21 protein-coding genes and 3 pseudogenes are annotated in these 23850 nt (G+C 35.2%); 17 read left to right on the top strand and 7 right to left on the bottom strand.

What is annotated here, in order from left to right:
• Nucleotides 1-73: 73 nt before the first annotated feature.
• The 3 genes from J2S08_RS19540 (at nt 74) to J2S08_RS19550 (ending at nt 2488) form a co-directional block, all read left to right on the top strand.
• Nucleotides 74-901, top strand: a complete 828-nt coding sequence (locus J2S08_RS19540) for an undecaprenyl-diphosphate phosphatase (RefSeq protein WP_307232567.1) — start codon at nt 74-76, stop codon at nt 899-901.
• Between the two features lie 200 nt (nt 902-1101).
• Entirely contained in the window at nt 1102-2079 is a 978-nt protein-coding gene (locus J2S08_RS19545) for a hypothetical protein (protein ID WP_307232569.1), read from the top strand.
• Between the two features lie 226 nt (nt 2080-2305).
• Entirely contained in the window at nt 2306-2488 is a 183-nt protein-coding gene (locus tag J2S08_RS19550; RefSeq protein WP_307232570.1) for a small acid-soluble spore protein H, read from the top strand.
• Between the two features lie 238 nt (nt 2489-2726).
• Here J2S08_RS19550 and J2S08_RS19555 read toward each other — a convergent pair whose 3' ends face one another.
• Nucleotides 2727-2885 carry a hypothetical protein gene (locus J2S08_RS19555; protein ID WP_307232571.1) on the bottom strand — a complete coding sequence of 53 codons (159 nt, stop codon included), beginning with the start codon at nt 2883-2885 and terminating at the stop codon, nt 2727-2729.
• Nucleotides 2886-3199: 314 nt separating this feature from the next.
• Between J2S08_RS19555 and J2S08_RS19560 the strand changes: the two genes are divergently transcribed.
• A complete protein-coding gene (locus J2S08_RS19560; RefSeq protein WP_307232572.1) occupies nt 3200-3661 on the top strand; it encodes a DinB family protein in 462 nt (153 codons plus the stop codon).
• A gap of 67 nt (nt 3662-3728) precedes the next feature.
• Complete coding sequence (locus J2S08_RS19565; RefSeq protein WP_307232573.1) at nt 3729-4304, top strand: histidine phosphatase family protein; 576 nt, start codon at nt 3729-3731, stop codon at nt 4302-4304.
• Between the two features lie 305 nt (nt 4305-4609).
• Here the strand turns inward: J2S08_RS19565 and J2S08_RS19570 are convergent, their stop codons facing one another.
• Nucleotides 4610-5821 (bottom strand): multidrug effflux MFS transporter, encoded by a 1212-nt coding sequence (locus J2S08_RS19570; RefSeq protein ID WP_307232574.1) that lies wholly within the window; start codon nt 5819-5821, stop codon nt 4610-4612.
• Between the two features lie 385 nt (nt 5822-6206).
• Complete coding sequence (locus J2S08_RS19575) at nt 6207-7028, bottom strand: hypothetical protein (RefSeq protein ID WP_307232576.1); 822 nt, start codon at nt 7026-7028, stop codon at nt 6207-6209.
• 265 nt (nt 7029-7293) lie between these two features.
• On the opposite strand from J2S08_RS19575, the pseudogene J2S08_RS19580 reads away from it, so the two are divergent.
• From J2S08_RS19580 to J2S08_RS19595, 4 genes and pseudogenes are all read left to right on the top strand, one after another.
• Nucleotides 7294-7527 (top strand): annotated as a pseudogene (locus J2S08_RS19580) (glutamine amidotransferase); the annotation flags it as partial.
• A 374-nt stretch (nt 7528-7901) separates the two neighbouring features.
• A complete protein-coding gene (locus tag J2S08_RS19585) occupies nt 7902-8444 on the top strand; it encodes a PadR family transcriptional regulator (RefSeq protein WP_307232578.1) in 543 nt (180 codons plus the stop codon).
• An 83-nt stretch (nt 8445-8527) separates the two neighbouring features.
• Nucleotides 8528-9730 (top strand): MFS transporter, encoded by a 1203-nt coding sequence (locus J2S08_RS19590; RefSeq protein WP_307232579.1) that lies wholly within the window; start codon nt 8528-8530, stop codon nt 9728-9730.
• Nucleotides 9731-10211: 481 nt separating this feature from the next.
• Nucleotides 10212-10917, top strand: a pseudogene (locus J2S08_RS19595) (class I SAM-dependent methyltransferase).
• 354 nt (nt 10918-11271) lie between these two features.
• Here the strand turns inward: J2S08_RS19595 and J2S08_RS19600 are convergent.
• Nucleotides 11272-12003 carry an ABC transporter ATP-binding protein gene (locus J2S08_RS19600; RefSeq protein ID WP_307232580.1) on the bottom strand — a complete coding sequence of 244 codons (732 nt, stop codon included), beginning with the start codon at nt 12001-12003 and terminating at the stop codon, nt 11272-11274.
• 4 nt (nt 12004-12007) lie between these two features.
• On the bottom strand, nt 12008-12232 hold the full coding sequence (locus tag J2S08_RS19605; protein WP_307232581.1) for a hypothetical protein: 225 nt from the start codon (nt 12230-12232) through the stop codon (nt 12008-12010).
• Between the two features lie 451 nt (nt 12233-12683).
• On the opposite strand from J2S08_RS19605, the gene J2S08_RS19610 reads away from it, so the two are divergent.
• The gene (locus tag J2S08_RS19610; protein WP_307232582.1) at nt 12684-13130 is read left to right on the top strand and encodes an AAA family ATPase; all 447 of its coding nucleotides are present in this window, start codon (nt 12684-12686) and stop codon (nt 13128-13130) included.
• A 166-nt stretch (nt 13131-13296) separates the two neighbouring features.
• Here J2S08_RS19610 and J2S08_RS19615 read toward each other — a convergent pair whose 3' ends face one another.
• Nucleotides 13297-14424 (bottom strand): tyrosine-type recombinase/integrase, encoded by a 1128-nt coding sequence (locus J2S08_RS19615; protein WP_307232584.1) that lies wholly within the window; start codon nt 14422-14424, stop codon nt 13297-13299.
• A gap of 445 nt (nt 14425-14869) precedes the next feature.
• Here J2S08_RS19615 and J2S08_RS19620 point away from each other — a divergent pair, with 445 nt between their 5' ends.
• The gene (locus tag J2S08_RS19620) at nt 14870-15856 is read left to right on the top strand and encodes a helix-turn-helix domain-containing protein (RefSeq protein WP_307232587.1); all 987 of its coding nucleotides are present in this window, start codon (nt 14870-14872) and stop codon (nt 15854-15856) included.
• Nucleotides 15857-16442: 586 nt separating this feature from the next.
• On the opposite strand, the gene J2S08_RS19625 is transcribed toward J2S08_RS19620, so the two are convergent.
• Nucleotides 16443-17507: a serine hydrolase domain-containing protein gene (locus J2S08_RS19625; RefSeq protein WP_307232589.1), complete on the bottom strand. Its 1065-nt coding sequence runs from the start codon at nt 17505-17507 to the stop codon at nt 16443-16445.
• A gap of 527 nt (nt 17508-18034) precedes the next feature.
• On the opposite strand from J2S08_RS19625, the gene J2S08_RS19630 reads away from it, so the two are divergent.
• The 6 genes and pseudogenes from J2S08_RS19630 to J2S08_RS19655 form a co-directional block, all read left to right on the top strand.
• On the top strand, nt 18035-19315 hold the full coding sequence (locus tag J2S08_RS19630) for a cytochrome P450 (RefSeq protein WP_307232591.1): 1281 nt from the start codon (nt 18035-18037) through the stop codon (nt 19313-19315).
• 234 nt (nt 19316-19549) lie between these two features.
• Nucleotides 19550-19927 carry a helix-turn-helix transcriptional regulator gene (locus J2S08_RS19635; RefSeq protein ID WP_370875721.1) on the top strand — a complete coding sequence of 126 codons (378 nt, stop codon included), beginning with the start codon at nt 19550-19552 and terminating at the stop codon, nt 19925-19927.
• A 232-nt stretch (nt 19928-20159) separates the two neighbouring features.
• Nucleotides 20160-20384, top strand: coding sequence for a FeoA family protein (locus J2S08_RS19640; RefSeq protein WP_307232595.1), 225 nt, complete (start codon nt 20160-20162; stop codon nt 20382-20384).
• On the top strand, nt 20384-22387 hold the full coding sequence (gene feoB, locus J2S08_RS19645; RefSeq protein WP_307232598.1) for a ferrous iron transport protein B: 2004 nt from the start codon (nt 20384-20386) through the stop codon (nt 22385-22387). The genes J2S08_RS19640 and feoB overlap by 1 nt, the downstream gene beginning before the upstream one ends.
• Before the next feature lie 23 nt (nt 22388-22410).
• A complete protein-coding gene (locus J2S08_RS19650; protein ID WP_307232600.1) occupies nt 22411-22563 on the top strand; it encodes a FeoB-associated Cys-rich membrane protein in 153 nt (50 codons plus the stop codon).
• 1011 nt (nt 22564-23574) lie between these two features.
• Nucleotides 23575-23850: pseudogene (locus tag J2S08_RS19655) on the top strand (IS200/IS605 family element RNA-guided endonuclease TnpB); the annotation flags it as partial.

Genomic DNA, 23850 nt, shown 5'->3' on the forward strand with positions numbered 1-23850 from the left:
TATATTAGATGAAAGGTTTCGATAAAATATTCGGTAAGCAAGGTAATCAAGAAAGATAGGAGTGTGAATTCTATTGAGTTTATGGGAAGCATTTGTTGCAATCATACTAGGATTGGTTGAGGGGCTGACCGAGTTTGCACCGGTTTCTTCCACTGGCCATATGATTATCGTCGATGATTTCTTGTTTCAAACGAAAGATATGTTTTCACCGGACGTAGCCAATACGTTCAAGATTGTTATCCAATTGGGATCAATACTTGCTGTCGTCGTTCTCATGTGGGATCGTTTCATGAACTTGCTCGGGCTAAAAAAAATGTCTGGACAGACAACTTCAGGCCCGCGTTTGAATCTATTGCAGATTATCGTCGGTCTCATTCCAGCTGGTATTCTAGGGTTGTTATTTGATGATTACATTGATGAATACTTGTTCTCTACTAAGACTGTAGTCATCGGCCTTGTTCTCGGAGCCTTTCTTATGCTCGCAGCCGATTGGTTTCGACCACGCCGTCCAAAGACGGAGACTGTTGATCAAATTACATATAAACAAGCTTTAACAGTAGGTCTCATTCAATGTTTCTCCCTGTGGCCAGGGTTTTCTCGTTCTGGTTCGACTATTTCTGGCGGTGTCCTAATAGGTATGAGTCATCGTGCGGCTGCTGATTTTACCTTTATTATGGCCGTACCGATTATGGCTGGTGCAAGCTTTTTATCGCTTTTGAACAGCTGGGATTCGATTACGATGGAGGTTGTTCCATTTTTTGTCGTTGGATTTATTAGTGCTTTTATATTTGCACTTCTTTCGATTCGCTTCTTCTTGAAGCTGATCAATCGGATCAAGCTCGTTCCATTTGCCATTTATCGCTTGGTGCTTGCTGCTGTGATCTACTTTGTGTTTTTATAAAGGCTATTATAAACAAAATGAAATAAACAACTAAGTAAAAGTTACTGTTCATAAAACGTAAAAAAGCAATCCAAAAAAATGGTGGGATTGCTTTTTTATGCTTGTAGTGAGTCTAACGAGTTTTTTTACTCATATTTCTAACGAGTACGAGCAATATATAGATGCACATACAAAAACGTTTATAATGGAGTGATGAGATCATGGCAGCCAAGCATCTAGTTATCATTCACGGCCGCGATAAGAAACCTCAATGTAAAGAAATGGAACGACTCGTACTAACGTCTCTCATCGCAGGTTTAAGACGAGTTAATGAAGATGCCGCAACAGCTGTAGAACAAGGGACTATCAAGGTAACATTTGTTTATTACGGTGATATTAACAATCGTATTATGATAAAAGCTCATCCAAGATTAAAGCAAAAGATGGTAGAAGTGAACGGGGAATGGTACGTACGACCGGGTTATTATGATGAAGATTTACAGCGTATGCTGAATCGTCCAACCGATCAGTTTTCAGAAAAGGATTATGAAGAGTGGATTCAAGATGCAGGACTTATTAAAATATATGACGATTTGTCAAGAGTGATGAGTCCGGTCTTCTCCATGTTCGGTGCCGAGGATAGGGTAATTGCTAAACTCCTTCCCGATTTAGGCGCCTACTTGCTCAGCCGTGTTGTCGGATCAGAAATTCGTGAAAGACTTCAGAAACCTTTAAAAAAAATCTTGCTTGAAGATGAAGACGTAGCATTGGTTTCTCATAGTATGGGGTGTATGGTTTCGTACGACGTATTATGGAAATTCTCTCGGATGAGCGAATATAAAGAATTATGGGAAAAAAAGATAAAATTATGGATGACTCTCGGAAATCCGCTCGGTGAACCTGCTGTGCTGAGAAATCTGTATGATTCCACCGAACCGCAAGACGGGCGGTACCCGAAAAACATCATAAACTGGATCAACATCAATGCGAAAGATGACTATGTAGCACATGACGGTGATGTTCACGATGACTTTCATTTAATGCTTAGCAGAAATCTCGTTCAAAAAATTGAAGACTTCCCTAGAATATTTACATTTTGGAAAGATAGCGAGGGTGACCACAATCCCCACAATTTTTTCGCCTATCTGGACCATCCTATCGTAGCTGGACAATTACTTAAGTGGATTCAAGATGTATGAAATGTGTAAAATCCCAATTATTCCTGTCTTGCTAATAGAAGGGCAATTCAGAGCGGAACGGTAAATTGTATCTCGATTAAGTCTCCATCAAACCGTATAACGACGTGATTACATTTTTTATCAGAACGGCTTTGTTTATTTGTTGTCCTCCTTACTAAGAGGAATATTGTTGTAGCAGGTAGTAAACATTATAACTGTCCTTGATGAAAAAAGGAGGTGCTGAAACGTGAAGACACAAAGGGCAAAAGAAATTGCTGCTTCACCAGTTATGGCAAATGTTACTTATAACGGAACGCCTATCTATATTCAACATGTTAATGAGAATACGGAAATGGCTAGAATTTATCCTCTTTCTCAACCTGAAGCCGAGCAAGAAGTACCTCTAATGAGCTTAATTGAGGAGAAATAAGAGAAAAAACCATCAATCGGTGACAAGCTGCCTATTGATGGTTATTTTTCTTTATATTTAGCATGATAAATGCTTTACTTACACGATTACCGTTCTAGGTGTTTTTCTTCGTTCGACAGCTGTTGTTGAAACATCTGTCTCTTCAAATGATTTTCCTGCTGGGACAGCTCGTTCTAGCCCCCATTTGCGAATATAGTCAATCTGTTCTGGACTCGTCTGTGAAAGAGGAACGATATTTTCAAAATAGCGGATAAAGGATGATCATCAATGAGTCATCTCCAAGTCTGTATGCGTGCTTAGCAACTTCCATTACTGGAGATTCTAAGTCTGAGCCAGCAAATCCTTCTGATAACTTGACGAGCTTTTCCATTAAGCTTGGACTGACCTCGTATTTCATCGTTCGATTCACGTAAATATGGATAATTTCTTTGTTCCAATTTCGTACCACATAGTTGAATAGACGTATTTGTTCTTGTGTCCACAAAAATATGGATCGTTACATTATTCTACTAATTTATCCGTATTAAAACTGTAATTCCAGAAGAAAGAAATGAAGGTTCATGGAATTTAAACATCTGGCAAAACATATTTTTATGCTCATACATGATTTTAAATAAAGATTTTCTTAAAAAAATGGTAAGACGACGTATTTTTACGGAAATAATGATAAGCTAGCAAATAACAAACAATCGTATGAGAGGAAGCAAATGAATGATCACCTTATTTCGTTATAATTGGCAAGTGAGAGAAGAATGGATGGAATGGTCCAAGCAATTAACGAATGAAGAACTACTGCAAAGAAGAACAGGAGGGATAGGAAATATTTTATATACACTTGTACATATTATTGATGTAGAATACAGTTGGGTTCGTGCACTTCAAGGAGAAGCAGATGAACAAATAGATATGAAGGATTATCACTCTATCGATCAAGTAAAATATCTTTCAGATAAATATCATGAAAAGATTGAAAAGTTTCTTCAGGACTGGTCAATTGAAAGGGAGAATGAAAGAGTGAAGGTATCATGGGATCCAGTGTCTTATACTCACGGTGAAGTGCTCCGGCACATAATCGCTCACGAAATTCATCATATTGGGCAACTATCGATATGGGCGAGGGAGGTAGGGCTTCAACCTGTATCTCCAAGCTGGATCGGAAGAAAGTTAAGATAATTGAGATGATGCTATTCAGTTAAAATATTTTAGAAGTGGTGAAGTGAAAATGAAACGAGGGAGAACAATGATAAAAATTGGGATAATTCGTCATGGAAGTACATCATGGAATAAAGAAGGAAGGGCGCAAGGAAGTTCTGATATTCCACTTGACGAAGATGGTTTAACAGCAGCATACAGGCTTGCAGAACGATTAAGTCATGAAAATTGGAACGTAATCTATTCAAGTCCTTTATTGCGGGCAAAGCAAACAGCTGAAGCGATTGAAGAAAAAATCGGGACTGGAAATATCATTTATGATGCAAGGCTCTGTGAAGTTGCAGGAGGTAAGATTGAAGGAACAACAGAAAAAGAAAGAATTCAAAAGTGGGGAAAGGATTGGAGGACTTTAGATTTAGGAATTGAAGAAGTTGAACATGTAATTGCTAGGGGATTGTCTTTTATAGATGAAATCATAAAGAAACATCATCATGAATCCATCTTAATTGTTAGTCATGGTGCTTTTCTTAAACTTTTACTAACAAAAATATTGCGAGAAGCTAATATGGAAACAAATCTAAAAAATACTTCACTTACGACAATAGTATATGAAAATAACAACTGGTCTTGTGAGCGTTATAATTGTACAAGTCATTTAAATTAAGCAGCATGTGCTAAATTCACATAGAAAAATATCTTTTTGCAACTAAAGATGAAAGAAGGCAATTTCGATCAAAACAAATAGCAATAATTTTTATTCATATTTATTGGCAAGTCAAGCGAAGAAGTTTAGGTTAGGGAAAACGAAAAGTCAAATGTCTGGCCGAGGCATAGACTGGTTTTTAAAATCTATCACATCGCCTATTTCATTTATTGTACAAGTATTAGCCTTCAAATAATAAATAATTATCACATAAAAAAGAGGCTCATGCTGAAATGAGCCTCTTTTCGTATATCTACATACTGAAACTAAATTTTAAAAGAAATAGCTTTTTCAAGCCTAGAAGGATAAATAAATATCCTACAAGCAATTGTCATGAAGAAAGCTAACACAAGGAAATATAACGGCATTGCTAACAATGAACCAGTATGAATTTGACTCATTCCCCATGTGATGAGACTGACTACTATATAATAACCTAAGCTAAATAAAGCACCAGCTGTTCCGATTACATCTTGAAAATTTACAAGCGCCAAACTAAGACAATTAGGCAAAGCAACTCCTATTCCTAATAAGATGATAAATACTGCCGCTAAAATTGCAGTAGCAAAAAAGACGTTAGGGCTTGTTCCATTTAGAATGATAGTTGTCAAGACTATTGCACCTACTGTCATGACTAAACATCCAATATAGATAATCTTTTCTGGTTTATAAATAGGCAATAAACGTTTTGAAATATTTGCTCCCACAATAGAAGCTAATGCTACGATTATTCCTAAAAAACCATATAATCCTGGAGATATTTTAAAGTATTCAATGAAAATAAATGGCGATTCAGCATAATAACTGAATAGTATGCCGTTTGTACCTCCAATTAGCAAACTAAATGCTATTACTTTTTTATCTGTAATAATGCGTTTTAGCACCTGAAAAACATTTATTTTATTTATCGTTGTAACTGTTCTTGTTTCAGGTAAAGCTGTAAATGCATATATAAAAATCCCAATGCTCATCGCAATGAGTGTAAAGAATACAGCTCTATAGCCAAAAGCTTGATCAACCCAACCACCAATTAATGGTCCTAAGGCTGGCGTAAATGCAATAACAGCAGAGATTTGTGCGAACATGGCATGACGTTTATGTCCAGCAACACTTTCGCGAAGAATCGTTTGTGTTACTACAGAACCTGTACTTGCACCAAATGCTTGAATCATACGGCTAATCATTAAGAGCTCTATTGAGGTTGATAGGTAACATAAAAGACTACCAATACCATAAATAAGGATCCCCCAAAGCATTGCAGGGCGCCGTCCTATCAAGTCGGATAGCCATCCCCAACAAAAGACGCCTAGGGCGAAACCTATAAAGTATATACTAAGTGTAAGCTGAGTAGCATTGCTGCTTACATGCAAAGCGCTAGAAATATCAGGTAAAGAAGGTGCATAAATTGTTTCACTAATTTGTGGGAATGCCACAAGAATAATCATTAACCATAATGATGGTACTGAGATTTTTTTCATTTCTAATAACCCTCCTATAACTTAGAAATCTCAGATATAAAGATTATTCGATAGCTACGGAATCGGAGGGACCATGATCAAAATTCGATCAAAAAATAACATAAGAAAACACCTCTGTTTAAAAATGCATATATCTATAGGAGGGATATATGAATGTATAATAGAAAACTTGGTTATGAACCATAAAGTAAATTATACAATTTTAGTTTATATATTTCTAGATTGAATTAGCTAAACACATCTAACCCTATCCAAATTAACGCTCCGATAATAAGTCCATCAATTGAACCAAGGTATTTTGACCAGCAATTCGCCTTAATTGAGTGTAATCAACATATAAAAACAAGCCAAAAATCAAATGTTTTAGCCACAATTAATTACCCTACTAATTTTCTACTTGATGTTGTTTAAAGCTATAATACGTCCCAATTACCATTAGTATTGATAATAAACAGGCAACAACCGTTGCTGCAGAAGGTAGCATGATTACTTTGCCAAAGAGATAGAAAGCATCAAAGTTTTTTACATGGTGCACACCTATTAATATATTAGCAGGCATAAATATCAAGATTTTCTGTGCTGCTCTACTGGCGATAAAATCGAGTTGCAATGTAGGAAACAAAGTAATAATCGCTACGATGATAAGTGAAATAAAAGGACCCTTGCTACGAGATGAAATAAACAAGATTGTTGATATTAAAAACAGGAGTCCTACAAAGCTTATAGCAGTAACCGTAAGATAACTTGTTAGATAAGTTAGAGCGTAAGGGCTCGGATTCACCGCCCAGTTTTGAACAAAAGCTTTTGAGCCTTCTATTCCAAAAAAGTAAAAAATGATGGCTATATTTATTAGTTGAATAAATAACCATGAGATAATCGCAATTGAAAATCCGGTAACTAACTTTGCTTTTATCAATTTGTTCTTGCCATATTTGCTGCTCAAAAGCAGAGAATCTACTCTTTTGCCATATTCGTTAGAAAACATGGGTGACAATACCACAATTAGAAGCAGGCCAATCGTAAAGGGTAGAGTCGTTTGCATGGCATGAAGCCTTGACCATCCCCAACTGTAATCGTAATATGCCTTATACTCATTACTTAGATAACTGTACATTTCTTCTGCTTTTGAGGCCAGTGCATTACCCTTTGGTCCATCATAGGCTTCACGATAATATTCGGCTGTTTCCTTACCTACTTTTTCAGCCAACTTATAAAAGCCAGACGTAAGTCAAATAACCATGCTATAGTCAGTAGATTTATAGTCTGTTGTGAAAGAAACTGCTGACATCAGAACAGCGAAAAGAAAGGAAATCCAGAGGTTTACTCTTGATATGCTCAACGTGATACAACTAGGCTGAGCATTTAGAAGAAATACGTCAAGTATATGGATATAGAAACTTTAATAACAGTGTTATCGTTAATAAAATTTCATCAAGTATGATAACTTCCCTGACGGTAGCTGTCAGGGAAGTTATATTATAATGGTCTGTCCTAATTATAAAGGAGAAAAATTTTATGAGATGGGACCTGCGGTATCTGATGAGAATTTGGTTACTGCATCAGGAGTAGCTCCTCTGGAATTTGCGATGGAAGTACTGAAAAAATTAGATGTATTTGCACCAGATACATTACATTCATGGTATAACCTAAATAAGACTCAAAAACCTGAATACTTCTTCCAGTTAATGAATTCAATAAATAGATGAGCTAAAAAAATCAACTTAGCAGTTTTATATTAGTTTAAATAAATACCATGCTTTAGACGATGTACTAGGAAGACTTAATTCCCATTATTGTTTTTCTTATTGACATTCGAGTTTTACTAGATTCGCTACCGTTATCTACATAGTGGGAGGATAGCACCTAAAAGCACTACAAATAGCAATAAAGAACCCAGCATCTTCTCATGAGAAAAGATGTTAGGTTCTTCATGTTGGATGCGCAAAATTACACTTAAATATATACAAATGATCGGTAAAACAAATATTTACATTCATTACCGATCATGCTATAATTTTTATCACAATACTAAACGTTTAGTATTATACATTGATTATAAAATATTTACTGAGGTGACAAAATGACGAGAACAATGGTGCTAGGTTTATTACAAACATTTGGGCAAATGTCTGGCTATGAAATTCAACAGAAAATGCAATTATCGCAAACAGATAAATGGGCTTATGTTAAGCCTGCATCCATTTATCACGCTTTAAAAAGGATGGAGAAAGAGGGGTTAGTTGTATTAGAAACGATTGAACAAACAGGCAATCGCTCAAAAGCTATATATAACATTACGTTGGAAGGAAAAAAAGAGCTTGAACGACTAGTTATTAAATCATTTAAAGAATCCTCTGTTATTTTCCCAGCAAAATTATATACAGCTTTAACATTTATGAATGAGTCTACAAAAGAAGAAATATTAAATGCTTTAGAGGAACAAAAACTGACGATTCAAACCATTTATGAGGAAATGAAAGCTGGTCAAAAAGAAAAAGAGAATTTTATCGATATCCCAGAAAATGTAATGTTGATTTTTACTAATATGTATGAACAATGTGAACTTCAATTGAATTTTATTAAACAAATAAATGAAAAGCTATTATCCCAAAAGAAAAAATAGTTTTATTCGTTTTAAAAAATCTCATTTGATAAAAGTATATCTATAGTGTATTGATCGTTTATTTTTTAACGGAGAGTGATGAAATGGCAAATACAAAAGAATTAAGTCGTACTCGCAAGGCTGCTTTGTTTGTTGTTGCAATCGCGATATTTACGGATATGCTGATTTATGGTTTGGTTGTGCCTATACTACCAGGATACGCTTCTTCTCTAGGAGTATCGCAAACTGCTATTGGCTTTCTGTTCAGTAGTTATGCAATCACGCTTTTTATAGCAACACCTATTTTTGGATTACTATCTGATAGAATAGGGCGGAGGGGGCCGATGCTATGGGGATTGTTAGGTTTGGCAGCAGCAACCATTCTTTTCAGTATTGCTAATAGCTATATACTATTAATTGTTGCAAGGGCTCTCCAAGGAGTTGCAGCAGCTGTAACTTGGACAGCAGGATTGGCGCTGCTGGCAGATCTTTATCCTCCAGAAGAACGAGGAAAAGCAATGGGAATTGCATTGTCAGGTCAAGCAGCAGGGACACTTTTAGGTCCAACTGTCGGTGGTTGGTTTTACGAATTAGGAGGCTACCAAGCACCATTCTTATTTGCTGCAGGTCTTGCTCTTTTTGACGGTGTTTTACGACTAATACTACTTCGAGATATTCCGAGTAGCAAATCTGAAAATTATTTATCTCCTTTTAAAGTAATGCGTGATCGGCGTTTGCTCATTATTGCTGGCGTAGTTATTATTGGAGCATCCGTTCCAAGTGTTTTAGAACCGACTCTTCCTATACACTTGCAAAAACATTTTAATATTACTCCTGGATATATCGGTTTATTATTTGCTGTACCTACTTTATCATACGGTTTACTAGCTCCTGTTATAGGAACGTTTTCTATACGGATAGGCCATATCAAAACCATTATTATTGGTTTAATAATGGTATCGATTTCACTGCCGTTGACTATATTGCCAGATACAATATGGATTCAAGCACTTGCAATGGGTCTACTTGGGATTAGTATGGCTTTAGTCTTAACACCATCATTGCCGGAATTGGCCAATGTTTCTGAACAAAGTGGTGTAAATGCTTATGGTTTAACCTTCGCTATCTACAATACTGCATATTCTATCGGAATGATGATAGGTCCAATGATTAGTAGTACTTTAACAGATGTATTTGGATTAAAATTAGCATATATAGCAGTTGGCTGTATCATTATTTTCTATTTACCCTTTATGCGAACATTAATTCGTGAAAATAAAAAGAAAGACTTATCTGTCAAAGTTTAATCTATTATTCTTGCACTATGTGCTAAATTCACAATAATATTTATAAACTATTTGCCTATATGGGAAGAAGCGTTCTTTTAAAAACAAGAAAGTATATAGGAATCCGTTCATCGTGACGATTTTAAAGAATCGATTTGTAGATACTCGTACATATCACATTTTTCTCTCTTGTTCAAACAGTGATAAATAAAAATAAGCAGGAAAGTGATGCTTTATAAGCTAAAACGAACAGTTTAATCGAGATTCTGCTGGCTTATAAGCTAAATCAAACCGTTTTTGTCCTATTCAGTCCATCTATTCTTATTGTATTTACTTACAATCTAATAAACGTAATTGACTTTAAAATCTGGTGGAGAAAAACGCTGTATTTTCTAAGACAGACACAGAAATAAGCAAAGTAGAAAATATAATCCTATTTTATTAGGAGAGGAATATATATGATAAGGATGTGTGGAAATTAAATTGTAAAGAGGGGGTTATAATGAAAGAAATAATTACTAATTATGATGATTTATTGGAGATGTTGGATTCATTATTGCGCGAACCAACGAAGTTTTGGGAAGATTTTTACTCTGATCGCGAAAAAGAAATTCCCTTTTTTGTGAATAAGCCTGATGAAAATTTAGTTGAATATTTCGAGAAAAAATTATTTAAGCAAGGAAAAGTCCTTGAACTTGGTTGTGGTCCAGGTAGAAATGCCATCTATTTTGCTGAAAAAGGATGTTTAGTTGATGCCGTAGATTTATCGCAAAAATCAATTCAGTGGGCAACAGAACGAGCGAATGAAAAAAATGTAAATGTTAATTTTATTTGTGACAATATTTTTAACCTACAAATTGAAGAAGGAATATATGATTATGTGTACGATACAGGATGCTTTCATCATATTGCTCCACAGAAGAATGAATTATATTGATTTGGTGAACAAGGCTTTAAAACCAGGTGGTTATTTTTCAATCAATTGTTTTGTGCGCGGGGGAGAATTAGGCGGGGCAGACATAACAGATTGGGATGTATACAGACTACAAAGTCTTAAAGGAGGACTAGGGTATACGGATAAAAAGCTAAGAGCTATCTTTAAAGACTTCACTGAAATAAACATACGCAGGATGAAAGAAATGAAACAATCGAGTGAAGTATTTGGTGTTTCTGCACTTTTGACAGCTTTATTTAAGAAAGAATGTTAAATAGCTTAAATGATATTTTCCTACCAGTAAAGATGTTAAAAAAATTAGCCAATTCCTTTACGTATAGGGAATTGGCTAATAATTGTTTAACAATAAGGCATGACAAGATCATTATTTAAACATAAGGATGCAAGTGTTTCCTAAAAGCATTTTGGAAAGAGTAAGCAATGCATAAATGTATTGAATTCAGACATGTTAACGATGAACATCTCCGATAAAACTTCCGATTTTTCAAGTGATCACTGGATGTGGTTTGATCTGCTTTTAAGATCAATAAACGAAAAAATTTGATTCATCAAAGCCAAGGGTGTTTTCAGGGCTTTTTTATGAGTTGCTTAGAAAATGTTGGCTTTATCAGTTCCTATTTGCAAAGGTTAACCTACTGTTAGCATCTGAATTTAATACTTGCCCCGTTATATTCTCAGAAAGAAAGCATTTTCCATCTCTGATCGTATACGTTTTATGACAAATAGAAGCCACTTGTGGGTGATGGGTAACAAGAATAAGTGTTTTTCCTTGTTCATTTAATGTTTTGCACAGAGCTAGTACTTCTTTTTCGGATTTTTCGTCTAAAGACCCTGTCGGTTCATCAGCTAGTATTAATTCAGGATTTTGAACAAGTGCCCTAGCAATAGCAACACGCTGCGCCTCTCCTCCGGACAACATATCAATCCATCTATCTTTTAAGTGCTCGATATGTAGTGATGATAGCAAGTTCGTAACTTTTTCATGAATCTCCTTTTTTGATTGTTTACTATAGCGCAATGGCAAAGCCACATTATCAAACACATTTTTACTGTCAATCAACGGATAATTCTGGAGGATAAATCCTATTTTTCGTCTACGGAAATCCGCTAACTCATTCAAACTTTTATCATTGATCCGCTCTTGATCGTAAAAATATTCACCACTATCTATTTGTTCCAGGCCGGCAAGAATATTGAGTAATGTCGATTTCCCAGAACCGCTCCTTCCCATAATTGCGATCATATCTCCTTTTTTGACGTCTAAGTCAATGCCTTTCAACACTTCTAACTTTTTCTTCCCATCTAAGTAAGATTTGCATAAACCTTTTAATTGAATCACAATATTACTCCTCTCGCTTCAGCAATCTAGAGATCGGTAAACGACGAAATTGTAAATAAATAGGAATCATTGCCAACAAGATGATGAAAATGACACTTGCTGAGATGATTAAAACATGCAGTGGCACGATTATTTGAAAGACGATAATAAATAGTAATATGACGAGTACTCCTGGTATCCCTATGAGAAAAATAACCTCTGTAAAGATATAACGCAATATCTGCGGCATCGTTGCCCCTGAAATAAGATGAATCATCATATTTTTATAGTTATTTAGTAGAATACTGATAAATAAATAAGTATGTAAGTCGGTCCGTTTTTTAATGTTATTTTTTAAAATAAAATAATGAAGTGAAATGTAAGGTGATGCGTGCATGAAAAAGGACGATTTTGGAAATAGAATAAAGGAATACGAAAATGCCTTTCGTTATAATCTGCCATGACGACTTTCTGAAATATAAGGATAGGCAGGTGTCATTTTCACATTTTTACTCAGGGCCTAGAGAAACCATTGGATGAAAAACTAATAAATGCGTTATAAGAATGAGTTGCCTATGTGGCAGTATTACCTTAAAGGTGAACACAAAGAAGAAAGTGGGACGTCGATCACGAAACGCCAATATTCTCTTAAATAAAGATGACATCAAAAAATATGTTTAAATAGATAAGGATGAGTGATAGTGGAATGTATTATTTTTATTGGAATACAAGCTTCGGGTAAATCAACCTTTTACAAGGAGAAATTTTTCAATACTCACATTAGGATTAACTTAGATATGCTGAAGACAAGATATAGAGAAAAATCTCTTTTTATGGCATGCATTCATGCCAAGCAGTCTTTTGTTGTAGATAATACAAATCCTACACAAGAAGCACGAATGAAATACATTGAAGTAGCTAAAAACGCGGGGTTTAACGTTATCGGCTATTATTTTAAGCCTCACTGCACAAAATCAATCTTAAGGAACGAATTACGCCAGGGTAAAGAGAAGGTTCCAGAAGTAGCAATCAAAAGTACAATAAGTAAACTCCAACCTCCTTCTTATGACGAAGGATTTGATACATTGTATCATGTCGAATTGATTGATGGAGTTTTTCGAGTTCAAGAATTCAGTAAACAACAGTAATTTATTAAGCGATCGCGTTCCACCTGGTGTTGTTTTATCCCACATTTAACTAGCAATAGACAGAAAAAAGGGTAAGTTGACTTTAGAACGTAAGTTAATGTAATCAAAAAACACCATACCTTTTATAAAGGATGGTGTTTTTTGAATGATTTTTCATGATGCAAATTCAAAAAACGTTTTTATTCCATTTTAAAGAAGCGTTATTTTTCCGCTTTAATGTCTTATCTAAATAGCGCCGAGTTGTTTGAAGATCAGCATGTCCTAATGTTTCTTGAATTTGTACAATATTAGCTCCTTGATGTAAGCTATATTCAGCAAAAAAATGACGAAAAACATGGGGAGAAATCGTTGTTTCCTTGTCTTCTAAAAAAGGGAGCTTTGTATTTGAAATAATACGAGTAACATACTTGCTTAAATATTTATACGAATAAGCATTTCCTTTATTTGTTGTAAAAAGTGGACTTTCATCTTGTTTATCTAAATGGCTAGACAATCCTCTTCTGTTCCTAAATGTTTGGATCGCTGCAAATACATAAGGAAATATAACTGCTTCTCTTAATTTTCCTCGTTTCGCTTTTACCTGTAAAAAATACAAATCTTCGTACTTATCATACATTAAATCTTTCCAACGCGCTGTCGCAATTTCTCTTATCCTTAGTCCGGTCGTTGCCAATAGTAATAGAATGGCATAATTGATAGGGTGATCTTCATAAAAAGCAAGCAGCTCTTTTACCTCTTCATATGATAATTCACGATGCGGCTGATCCTCGATCCTTGTTGTTGTACGAATAAAAGTAGTATGAAGAGGCGAATGAATATACTCAACAGCATAAAGCCATCTGAAAAAACTTTTTAAGACAACTACTTTTCTTTCAATCGTTGCAAGTTGATAAACTTTTCCTCCTTTTCCCAATGGAACGGCGGCGAGCCACTCTACATATGATTCTAGATGCCGCGGCTTCAATGTGCGTATGAGGGATGTTTGATCAATTTGTTTTACATCTTCCGCTAAAAACTCAGCATGATCTAAACAAGTTTCATAAAATTGCAGCAAATCTCGTATGTATTCTTTCTTTGTTTCTATTTTTCGATCATGGCTTTCTCTAATATGCTGCTTGCGATGGACAAAATAATATATCATATCAAGATCAGAGAATCCAGCATAAGCAAATTGATCTTCACGTTCATTTTCTCTTTTCTTTTCTTCCAAAAAAGAGAGCGCAGTACGATCCAGCCAATGTGTTATAGCAAATATTCCACGCTGGCTTTTCGTTGTCATTGTCAGTTGTTGCAATTCTGATCCCCCTTATCTAAATTTGCATTTACTGATGGATTACCCAAGTTTCAAAAGATAAATGCAACATAGAGCGTTTCTCCAACGCCCTATTTTTTTACAGTTCAAATGATCTTTTTCCAATTTAAAGTGAATAAATTCTCTCTTCCAACTGGAAAAGAAGTAGAACAAAGGCTAAGATCGCAACGTCCTGTTGCAACGCCTTTGTGACCTACGTCCTGTAGGCCCGAACTAATCAGACATTTAACTTTCAGTTATTCTCCATCCATCTTTAAATCATAAGAGTGGGGTAAAGTATACATATATGTTACCATATAAATAATACTTGTAAAACCTAATATAGGTGAATAATAGTTTATTAGTCACCTATACTCATTTTCATACGTTTATTTATCATTAAAATAAAACTTTATGAAACATAGATGAAGAGAAGGAGAGAGCGTAAATGAATCATTCCGAAGCGTTTATTTCCACGAAGGAAGCAATGAATCTATTATCGTGTACGGTACAAACGATTTATCATTATGTCAAAGCAGGGAAGCTGCATCCAATTAATAAAGAAGATTGGCAAATAGATGGAACATACTATTTTAAAAAGATAGATATTGAAAAGTTAAAAAAGATAAGGGAGAAACCGGGATTCACTACTAGGGAGGCGGCTAAATGCCTACAACTGTCTGTATCAACAGTATTGAAAGATATTAAAAACGGCTATCTTCCTGCTCGAAAAGAAATCTATCAAGGAAAACAGCAATACTTCATCAAACAAAAGGACCTCGATCTTTTCCGAAAAAGTACATATTATCAGAAGAAAACTAGAAAAAAAGCTTTTTTTTCTAAAGAAAACAACCGCTATTTATTTGAACCATTTGAACATAAAGAGACAGGTGAATTTGGAAGAGTGATTGAGTTAAATGAAAAAAACGGAACCTTCTTGACAGAAGGGGGAACGATCTTGCCAATTACGAAGATTGAGAAATACAATTATCGTTCTATTTATCCATATCAACCAAAAAAATATGTGACGAGCAAAGGATATGCAACGTTTGTTCTCAAAGCACCTTCATTAGAAGATGCTATCAATGTTCGTTCCGATGTCTTTTCAGTCCTTGATTTACTTTATACATTTGCTGGAGTAGAAAATATGCAATTAGAAAAAAGTGGTGGTGAGATAAAAGTAAGAGTGAAAAAATTCTTCATTCCTAAGCTTAACTTGAGTGAAAAAGAGACTGAAATGATAAGAGAATCAATTGTAAGTGGAGAGATAAAGGAAAGCAATGATCGAATTGTTATTCAGCCCCCAGTGGAAAGTCTTTCTATCTATATTGAAACATCATTAAAGGAGAAAGCAATAGAAAGAGCAGAACAGGCTAATCTCTCACTCGAAAGTTTTGTGATTCAATTACTTGAACAAGCATTGCAAAAGAAATAAAATTTTGTAGACGAGCATAAATAATGATGTTATTTCATGCTCGCTCAATCATGTTCTTTTATTTGGATTCTGTGAAAATAACGAGGATTATACGTTCATACATTTTTGATTTTCTACGTTAACTAAGACAATTAGGATAGGAAATGCTGACCTTTCAGATAGCAGATTTCGGTAAAGAGGACTTACATCAAAATTTAAGTGCATGAAACTATTTATTACATATCAATCATAAGTAACATTCAATATTATATTATTTAAAAAGGTGGTTTATTTGAATGATACCAGATAAAGTTCCTCGTTAAGCCCGTGGCCCCTTGACCATTTATATATTATCTCATTTTATATTTTGATAAAAAGTTGGGAATGATCATTTTCCTGATCACTTTTAGGCATTCGATTAATTTAATTAAATGGACGGGGCTGTTCCCAAAAGTCAATCACAATTAGACAAAAAATACAGCTGTTTTTCTTAACAAGGAATCAGCTGTATTTTCAATTTTTAACGGGATCATTCATATGAAGTCAAAAACAACCCGAGTATATATTTCCTCAATATAGTCGGAAACCCAGTTGAAAAATCGACTGCCTACTCCTTAAAAAACTTAATAACATCTCTCATTAACTTCACAGCTACACCGTGTCCGGTAAATTGATTGATGGTCCCTGTGAAATAAATGTCTGTTTTAGGATGATAAAACGCAAATGCCCCGGAATGGCCCCAATGTCCAATTAATCCCCTTTTAAATTCGAAGAGTGATAATGGTTGTTGTGATATGCCAATTCCGTAATAAAAGACTCCCGGACCAAAGATCAGATTCCAATGCATTAGTTCTGTAAGATTCTCCTTGGGAAAGAAGTGTCCGTTAAAAAAAGCCCTAAAAAATATCATTGTTTCTTTTGCTGTTGAAACAACGCCTCCTTCCGATGAAATAGAAGACATGTAAAGGGGCAGATGAAGCGGTTTTGATTTGTAATATATTGGGACTGGGCGTGAATCTTTTACGTCTTCAAATACGTAAGTTTTTTCTAGTTTCAGCTCGTCAAAAATAAACTCTTTCAATACATCTTGAATGCGCTTTCCTGTGATTGTTTCAATTATTTTCCCTAAAAGTTTATAGTTTGGGTCAGAGTATGATGCTTTTCCTTTTTGACCAGGGATAAAGTTTGGTTTCTTCTCCTTTATTACTTCCAGTGTTTTCTCAAGAGGCCATGAATCATCATTCCCGTTGATTACTAATTCTTTTATTACATCAGAGGAAAAATATTCTGGAATTCCGGATGTATTAGACATAAGATGCTTGATTGTAATTTCATTCGAATAATCAATCCCTTTAAACACGTGAATGTGACTTACAATCTCTTTTGAAAGATACTTGGAAATTTTATCATCTAATTGCAATTGTTTTTCCAACCGTAATTTTAATATGACTGCTGTGATGTATAATTTTGTTACACTTGCAATGAAATATTGATCATCTGGTTGTATATTTCCAACACCACTTACTAACGATAACGAATCATCCTCTTTTTCCACACATAGTACAGCACCAAATATATTCTTTTTCGTTGTCGCATAGGACATTATCTCATCAAGTTGCGACTGATTTATCGTCTTTTTCATTAAAGTTCTCCTCTCAGTAGGATTTTTCATCTTTAAGTGAAGTTTCATAAGAGAGTCATCCACGATTTTAGATGCTGATATGCATGGCTGCTGTAAAATAGCATTCGTCTTTATCATCCATCTTCTTTCTATACTTCGAAAGTAACCTATCCACTACCACACGGAAAGATCTACTTGAATATTTCTCTAAAAATGCTTACGTTTCCCAACCGCAAAGCTGGTTCATGTTGTATCCTTTTCATTTGTTTAATGTCGTTATTACTATGATTATATTTCATAAAGATGGCTCATACAACCTTATTTGGAACATATAAGTAGAAAATTTTTTAAGGGTTTATATTCAGATTAGTAGTTTAAGAAGCATCATGAGGATGGTCAAGTAACTAGTTCTTTATGTCTATACAATGTAATGATGCTGCTAATTAGAAGGCAGGAATGACTTCCTCTGATCTCGGCAACTTATCTGGATTACATGATTATTCACTAGATGCGGTAATTTTACTGAGAAATCAGGTTATCATATGCGTAACAGATTGTATAAAAGGAGACAAATACTTATGAAATTAAATGGGCAAATTCCCCGTGATAAAAGCTTGGATAGTAGCCTTGCGCTGTTGTTTGAAGGTTACCTGTTCATTCAAAACAGGTGCCGTCGTTATCAGTCGGATATCTTTGCAACTCGTTTGTTCGGAGAGAAGGTGATTTGCATGAGTGGAGAAGAAGCCGCAAAGGTGTTTTATAATAATGAATTGTTTCAGCGAAAAGGAGCAGCGCCTAAAAGAATTCAAAAAACGTTATTTGGAGAAAATGCAGTACAAGCAATGGACGGTGATGCTCATAAACATCGGAAACTTTTGTTTATGTCGCTAATGACACCCGAAAGTCTAAAATCACTTGCAGATCTGACTTTAGATCAGTGGCTAATGAGAGCTAGTCGATGGGAACAGATGGGCAAGATAGTACTTTTCGATGAAGCTCAGGAAATCTTGTGCCAAGTAGCGTGCAAGTGGGCTGGTGTTCCATTGCAAGAAACAGAGGTAAAGCAAAGGGCAAGAGACTTTGGGTCGATGGTTGATGCATTTGGAGCTGTAGGACCGAGACATTGGCAAGGGAGATGGGCGCGTGCGAGAGCAGAAAAGTGGATCAGAGAGGTCATTGAACAAGTCCGCACCTGTAAGTTGGATTCACTTGAAGGGACAGCGGTGCATGCTATCGCATTTCATCGTGAAATGGATGGAAAACCTCTTGATACACAAATGGCAGCTATAGAACTCATTAATGTTTTGCGGCCTATTGTTGCGATAGCGACATATATCACCTTTGGAGCATTAGCTTTACATGAACATCCTGAGTGCCGAAAGAAGTTGCAATCGGATAAAGGTGATTACCTTCAAATGTTTATTCAAGAGATCCGCCGTTTTTATCCTTTTGGTCCGTTTTTAGGTGCAAGGGTACACAGTAATTTCACTTGGAGGCAAAATCACTTTCATAAAGGAGAATTAGTGTTGCTAGATATTTATGGCACCAATCACGATTCAAGATTATGGGAAAACTCGGATGAGTTCAAACCTGAGCGATTTAAAGATTGGAAAGGCAGTCTATTTGATCTTATACCTCAAGGAGGCGGGAACCATTATAAGGGGCATCGCTGTCCTGGCGAGTGGGTGACAATAGAAGCGATAAAGGCAAGCCTATTCTTTTTGACAAAATATATAGATTATGAAGTTCCGGAACAGGATTTAAGCTTTAGCGTGGTAAGAATGCCTACGCTGCCTAAAAGCAAATTTGTGATAAGCAAGGTTAGTAAAAAATCGCATTTCCCAAATCTGACCACTTAAAATAAACACTGTGATTTTCAGTAGTACGAGAACCCAGTTTTTTTAAACAAAAATCTAAGAAAATAATGTAACAGAGGAAGATAAAAAGAGGGGAGATGCTAAAAAACCCATTCTTATAAACTTGCGTATAAGAAAATAAAGCATTTTTACTACATATAGAGTATAAAGATAAGTTTATTCATTGTGAATTTAGCACAATGTGTTATAATTCCCCATAAATGGGGGTGGAGTTTGGTGGAAAGTCAGAATCAACAGAGAAAAAGTACAGGTTTTTTAATCAAACAACGGGCTTTTTTAAAAATTTATTTAATTACTTACATTGAACAAAATCAATCGTATGGGATGCAGCTGCTTGATGACATCAAATCAAGGTTTGATGGTGATGGCTATAAACCGCAGCATTCAGAAATATATCGCGCATTGCATGAGCTTTTAGAAGATGGCGTATTGACTAGAGGAAAAATAGTAAAAGAAGGATCAAAATATCAAGAAGTGGCTGTTTACCATATAGGTGATAAAGAAAAAGTGAACGCATACAAAAAATTAATAAAGCATGATCTTGAGCGCTGTATCAGTATACTGCAAAAAGCAGTAAAAGACAATTTTCCATAAGTAATAATGAGACAAATATGGGGTAGTAACAATATTTTTCCTCATTTTGATTATTATTGTAGTAGAACTATTACGATTGACACCACTAATCATCATTTTATGAGAAAAAAACTGAAGTTTTTTCGTATTATTGTCACAAATTTCATGTCTATCATCGCAGCTTTTAATGTTAAAATGATTTTATAAAATAGTGATAATCATTCTCATTAAATGAAAATAAAGGATGATTGATATGTTTGGTACGTTAAAAACAGGGGATAAAGGCATCATTATGAACATTTCTCATGTTAGTCCACTTGTTCAAAGACGTTTGCTTGATTTAGGTATAACTGAAGGTTCAGAAGTTTGTTTGAAATGTGTGATGCCGTTTGGCGGACCCATTATGATCGAGTCAAACGGTCAGTGTGTAGGAATACGCCGTAAAGAAGCTGAACAATTAGAGGTGGAGAAAATATAATGGAAATCGCTCTTATCGGAAACCCTAATACCGGGAAAACTTCATTGTTTAATCATCTAACTGGTTCCTACGAGTATGTTGGCAACTGGAGCGGCGTCACCGTTGAAAAGAAGGTCGGGATTTTTAAGAATCATATTGATAGATTAATTGATTTACCTGGCGTTTATACGCTAAACCCGTTATCAAAAGATGAAGGAGTCGTTTCTTCGTTTTTTTTAAATGAACCAGTTAGTCGATTGTTAAATATACTTGATGCTTCACAATTGGAACGTAATTTACATTTGACACTTCAATTGCTTGAATTTGATAAACCTGTACTTATTGGCTTAAATATGATTGATGTGGCAAAAAATCGTGGGATTCAGATTGACTTTCACAAGCTTTCACATATTCTCGGAGTTCCTGTTATTCCTGTTGTTGCTAGAAGCGGCAAGGGATGCGATAAGCTGGTGGAGATGATTTCGAGAGAATCAATTCAAACAAAGCAAACAGAACTCGTTTATTATGGGGAAGAAATCGAAGAAGCAATTACAGCCCTAACTGAAGAGATAATCGGGGCAACGGAACATTCTCCAAGATGGCTTGCCCTTCAATGGTTTGAAGGAAATGAATACGTAGAGCAATACTTATCAAACATTGTTGAACCAAAAAAGCTGGAAATGATTTTATCTGATTTAAAATCAAAGTTGACCTATCAACATGAAGGAAAATCACTTCCAAATTTCATATACTTAAAGAGAAAAGAAGTGATTGACAACATTCTTTCAGAGGCTATTACAAGAAAAGATGCGACTGTTCCTCTATCAGACAAAATAGATAAAATTGTAACCAATCGGTATTTAGGAATGCCGATTTTCCTGTTACTCATGTACTTCATCTATATGTTGACATTTGATTGGCTCGGAACTCCTTTATCGGATGCATTAGATTCATTCATAACAGGTCCAATAGCGGGTATGATCGAAAAAATGCTAAGTGCAGTTCATGCTTCCAGTTTCATTCATGACTTAATACTTCGAGGATTAGTAGCTGGAGTAGGCGGGGTTCTCGTCTTTGTACCGCAGATTTTTATTTTATTCTTCTTTATATCCTTACTAGAAGATTCCGGGTATATGGCTCGTGTTGCACTTGTAATGGATCGGATAATGGAATCGGTAGGACTAAACGGTAAAGCATTTATTCCAATGATGATCGGGTTTGGCTGTAATGTACCTGGAATCATGGCGGCGAGAACAATTGAAACACCGCGTGAACGACTATTAACCATTCTATTAACGCCGTTCATGTCTTGTTCAGCACGGTTACCTGTTTATGCATTATTTGTAGGAGTTTTTTTTGCAGGGCATAAAGCTTTTGTTGTATTCAGTCTTTATGTTCTTGGTATCGTTGTGGCTTTTATCCTAGCAAAGATTTTTTCTACCACATTATTAAAATCTGAAACATCATTATTTGTTATCGAGCTTCCGCCTTATCGACTCCCTCATTTTCAGTTGCTATGGAGGAGTACTTGGGATAAAGGGAAAGGATTTTTACGAAAAGCCGGCACGTTTATTTTTGCAGGCTCTGTCTTTATCTGGCTCTTATCTTATGCAGGACCAAATGGTTTAAATGTGGACATGGACCATAGCTTTTTAGCGATGATAGGAAATATTCTGGCACCAATATTGGAGCCAATTGGATTTGGTACATGGCAAGCTGCTGCTTCGTTAATTACTGGATTCTTGGCGAAAGAGGCAATTATTTCTACGATGAATATTATTCATTTTGTTCCAAACGAAGCAAGCTTGCAAGGTATATTATCAAATTATTATACTCCACTCGCTGCCTACAGTTTCATGGTTTTTATTCTTTTATATATTCCATGTTTGGCAACGATCGCAACGATTTATAAAGAAACAGGCTCTAAGAAATGGACAGCTATTTCGATTGTTTATGCAATCACAATTGCTTATACTCTGTGTTTAGTAATTTATCAAGGTGGCAAGCTATTCGGTCTCGTATAACCTCAAAAAAGTAGGTGGAACATATGATTGCTAGTATCATAATAGGCACTGCTATTTTTAGTTACGCAACTTGGGCATTAGTGAAATTTATCAATAAATCAAAAAAAGGAAAATGCTCTGCGTGTGAGCTGCAAAAATCTTGTTCCGGTAAGTGTAGTTCTCCGAAGTTAAAATAAAGTGAAACTTCCATCAGTGGGGGGGTTCTATCATCCCCCACTGGACAAGAAGTAGAACAAAGGCTAAGATCGCAACGTCCTGTTACAACGCCTTTGTGACCTACGTCCTGTAGGCCCGAACCAATCGGACATTTGACTTTCAGTTATCCCCCACCTAGCGCTTCTGAATTCTCTTAACTCTTGAGGTGGGGGTTTTACTGCCAGTTAGATGTGGGATAAATTAACCGTTTTACTTAGAATGAAATTTTGAAGAAAGAAAATGATATCTTTCTAGTATAGTATGTTAGTTTAAGGGGTCCCGCCAACTAAATGAAGTTTATCTTAACCATTCAAAATGGATGACTTTACAGTATTCAATGTAAAGTTATCCATTTTTTTGTTTCTTCAAATACTTTTTAACCATATTAATTTTTATAGTATTTATAGTAAATAAAGAAAGGAGGAATATTAAGAAAAGGAAATCTTTCTAAATTATAAAAGAAGAGTTTCAACAGGAGGATTTACAATAATAAAAATGGTAAAAAGATAAATATTAAGGTGCTTACTGTTTTTCTAATGTTGTCGGCAATAATATTCTTTTTAGTACCATCAAGTAATACCTCTTTCAGTAATAAAACAATGACAGATGATAACAATAGCATCAGGATTTAGTTATACCTACTAGGGCTAGTATTTTAAGCGATGGTTATCCAACAAATGAAAATGGGCAAACATACGGTCCTAATATGGAAAACTTAATGCTTGTAGAACCTTATATAATATTGGCAGAAGGTGCGAACGGTGTATTAGGATATATTTATCAACCTGAAGGCATACCTTCGCCAAGTAAGCTAGATGAATATAATAAATCATTCAAAAAATCGACACCATTATATTTACATGATGGTGAAACGATTATTGGTACATTTTTTTTAATTAGACTTTCAATATTAATTGAGTTAATAACTTATTATAAAGTGAATTTATGTACAGTAATAAATATCAGATTAAGTTACAATATAGTCAAGTTATAATAGTATCTCTATTCAGTCGTCAGTAAAGAATCTTGCTGATGCGTACTCACGATTCTTCAAAAAACAAAATGATGCACCACGATTCAAAAGCAAGAAGAACAAAGTTCAATCTTATACACAAAGCATACAAATGGAAATATTGCCATTGTAGACAATGAAATCAAACTTCCCAAGCTTGGGTTCGTTTTGCTAAAAGCCGTGAAATAGAAGGTCGTATTATCAATGCCACAGTAAGACGTAATTCTTCTGGAAAATACTTTGTTTCTGTACTAGC

The organism is Bacillus chungangensis, from assembly GCF_030812995.1.
Lineage (GTDB): Bacteria > Bacillota > Bacilli > Bacillales > Bacillaceae_C > Bacillus_CF > Bacillus_CF chungangensis.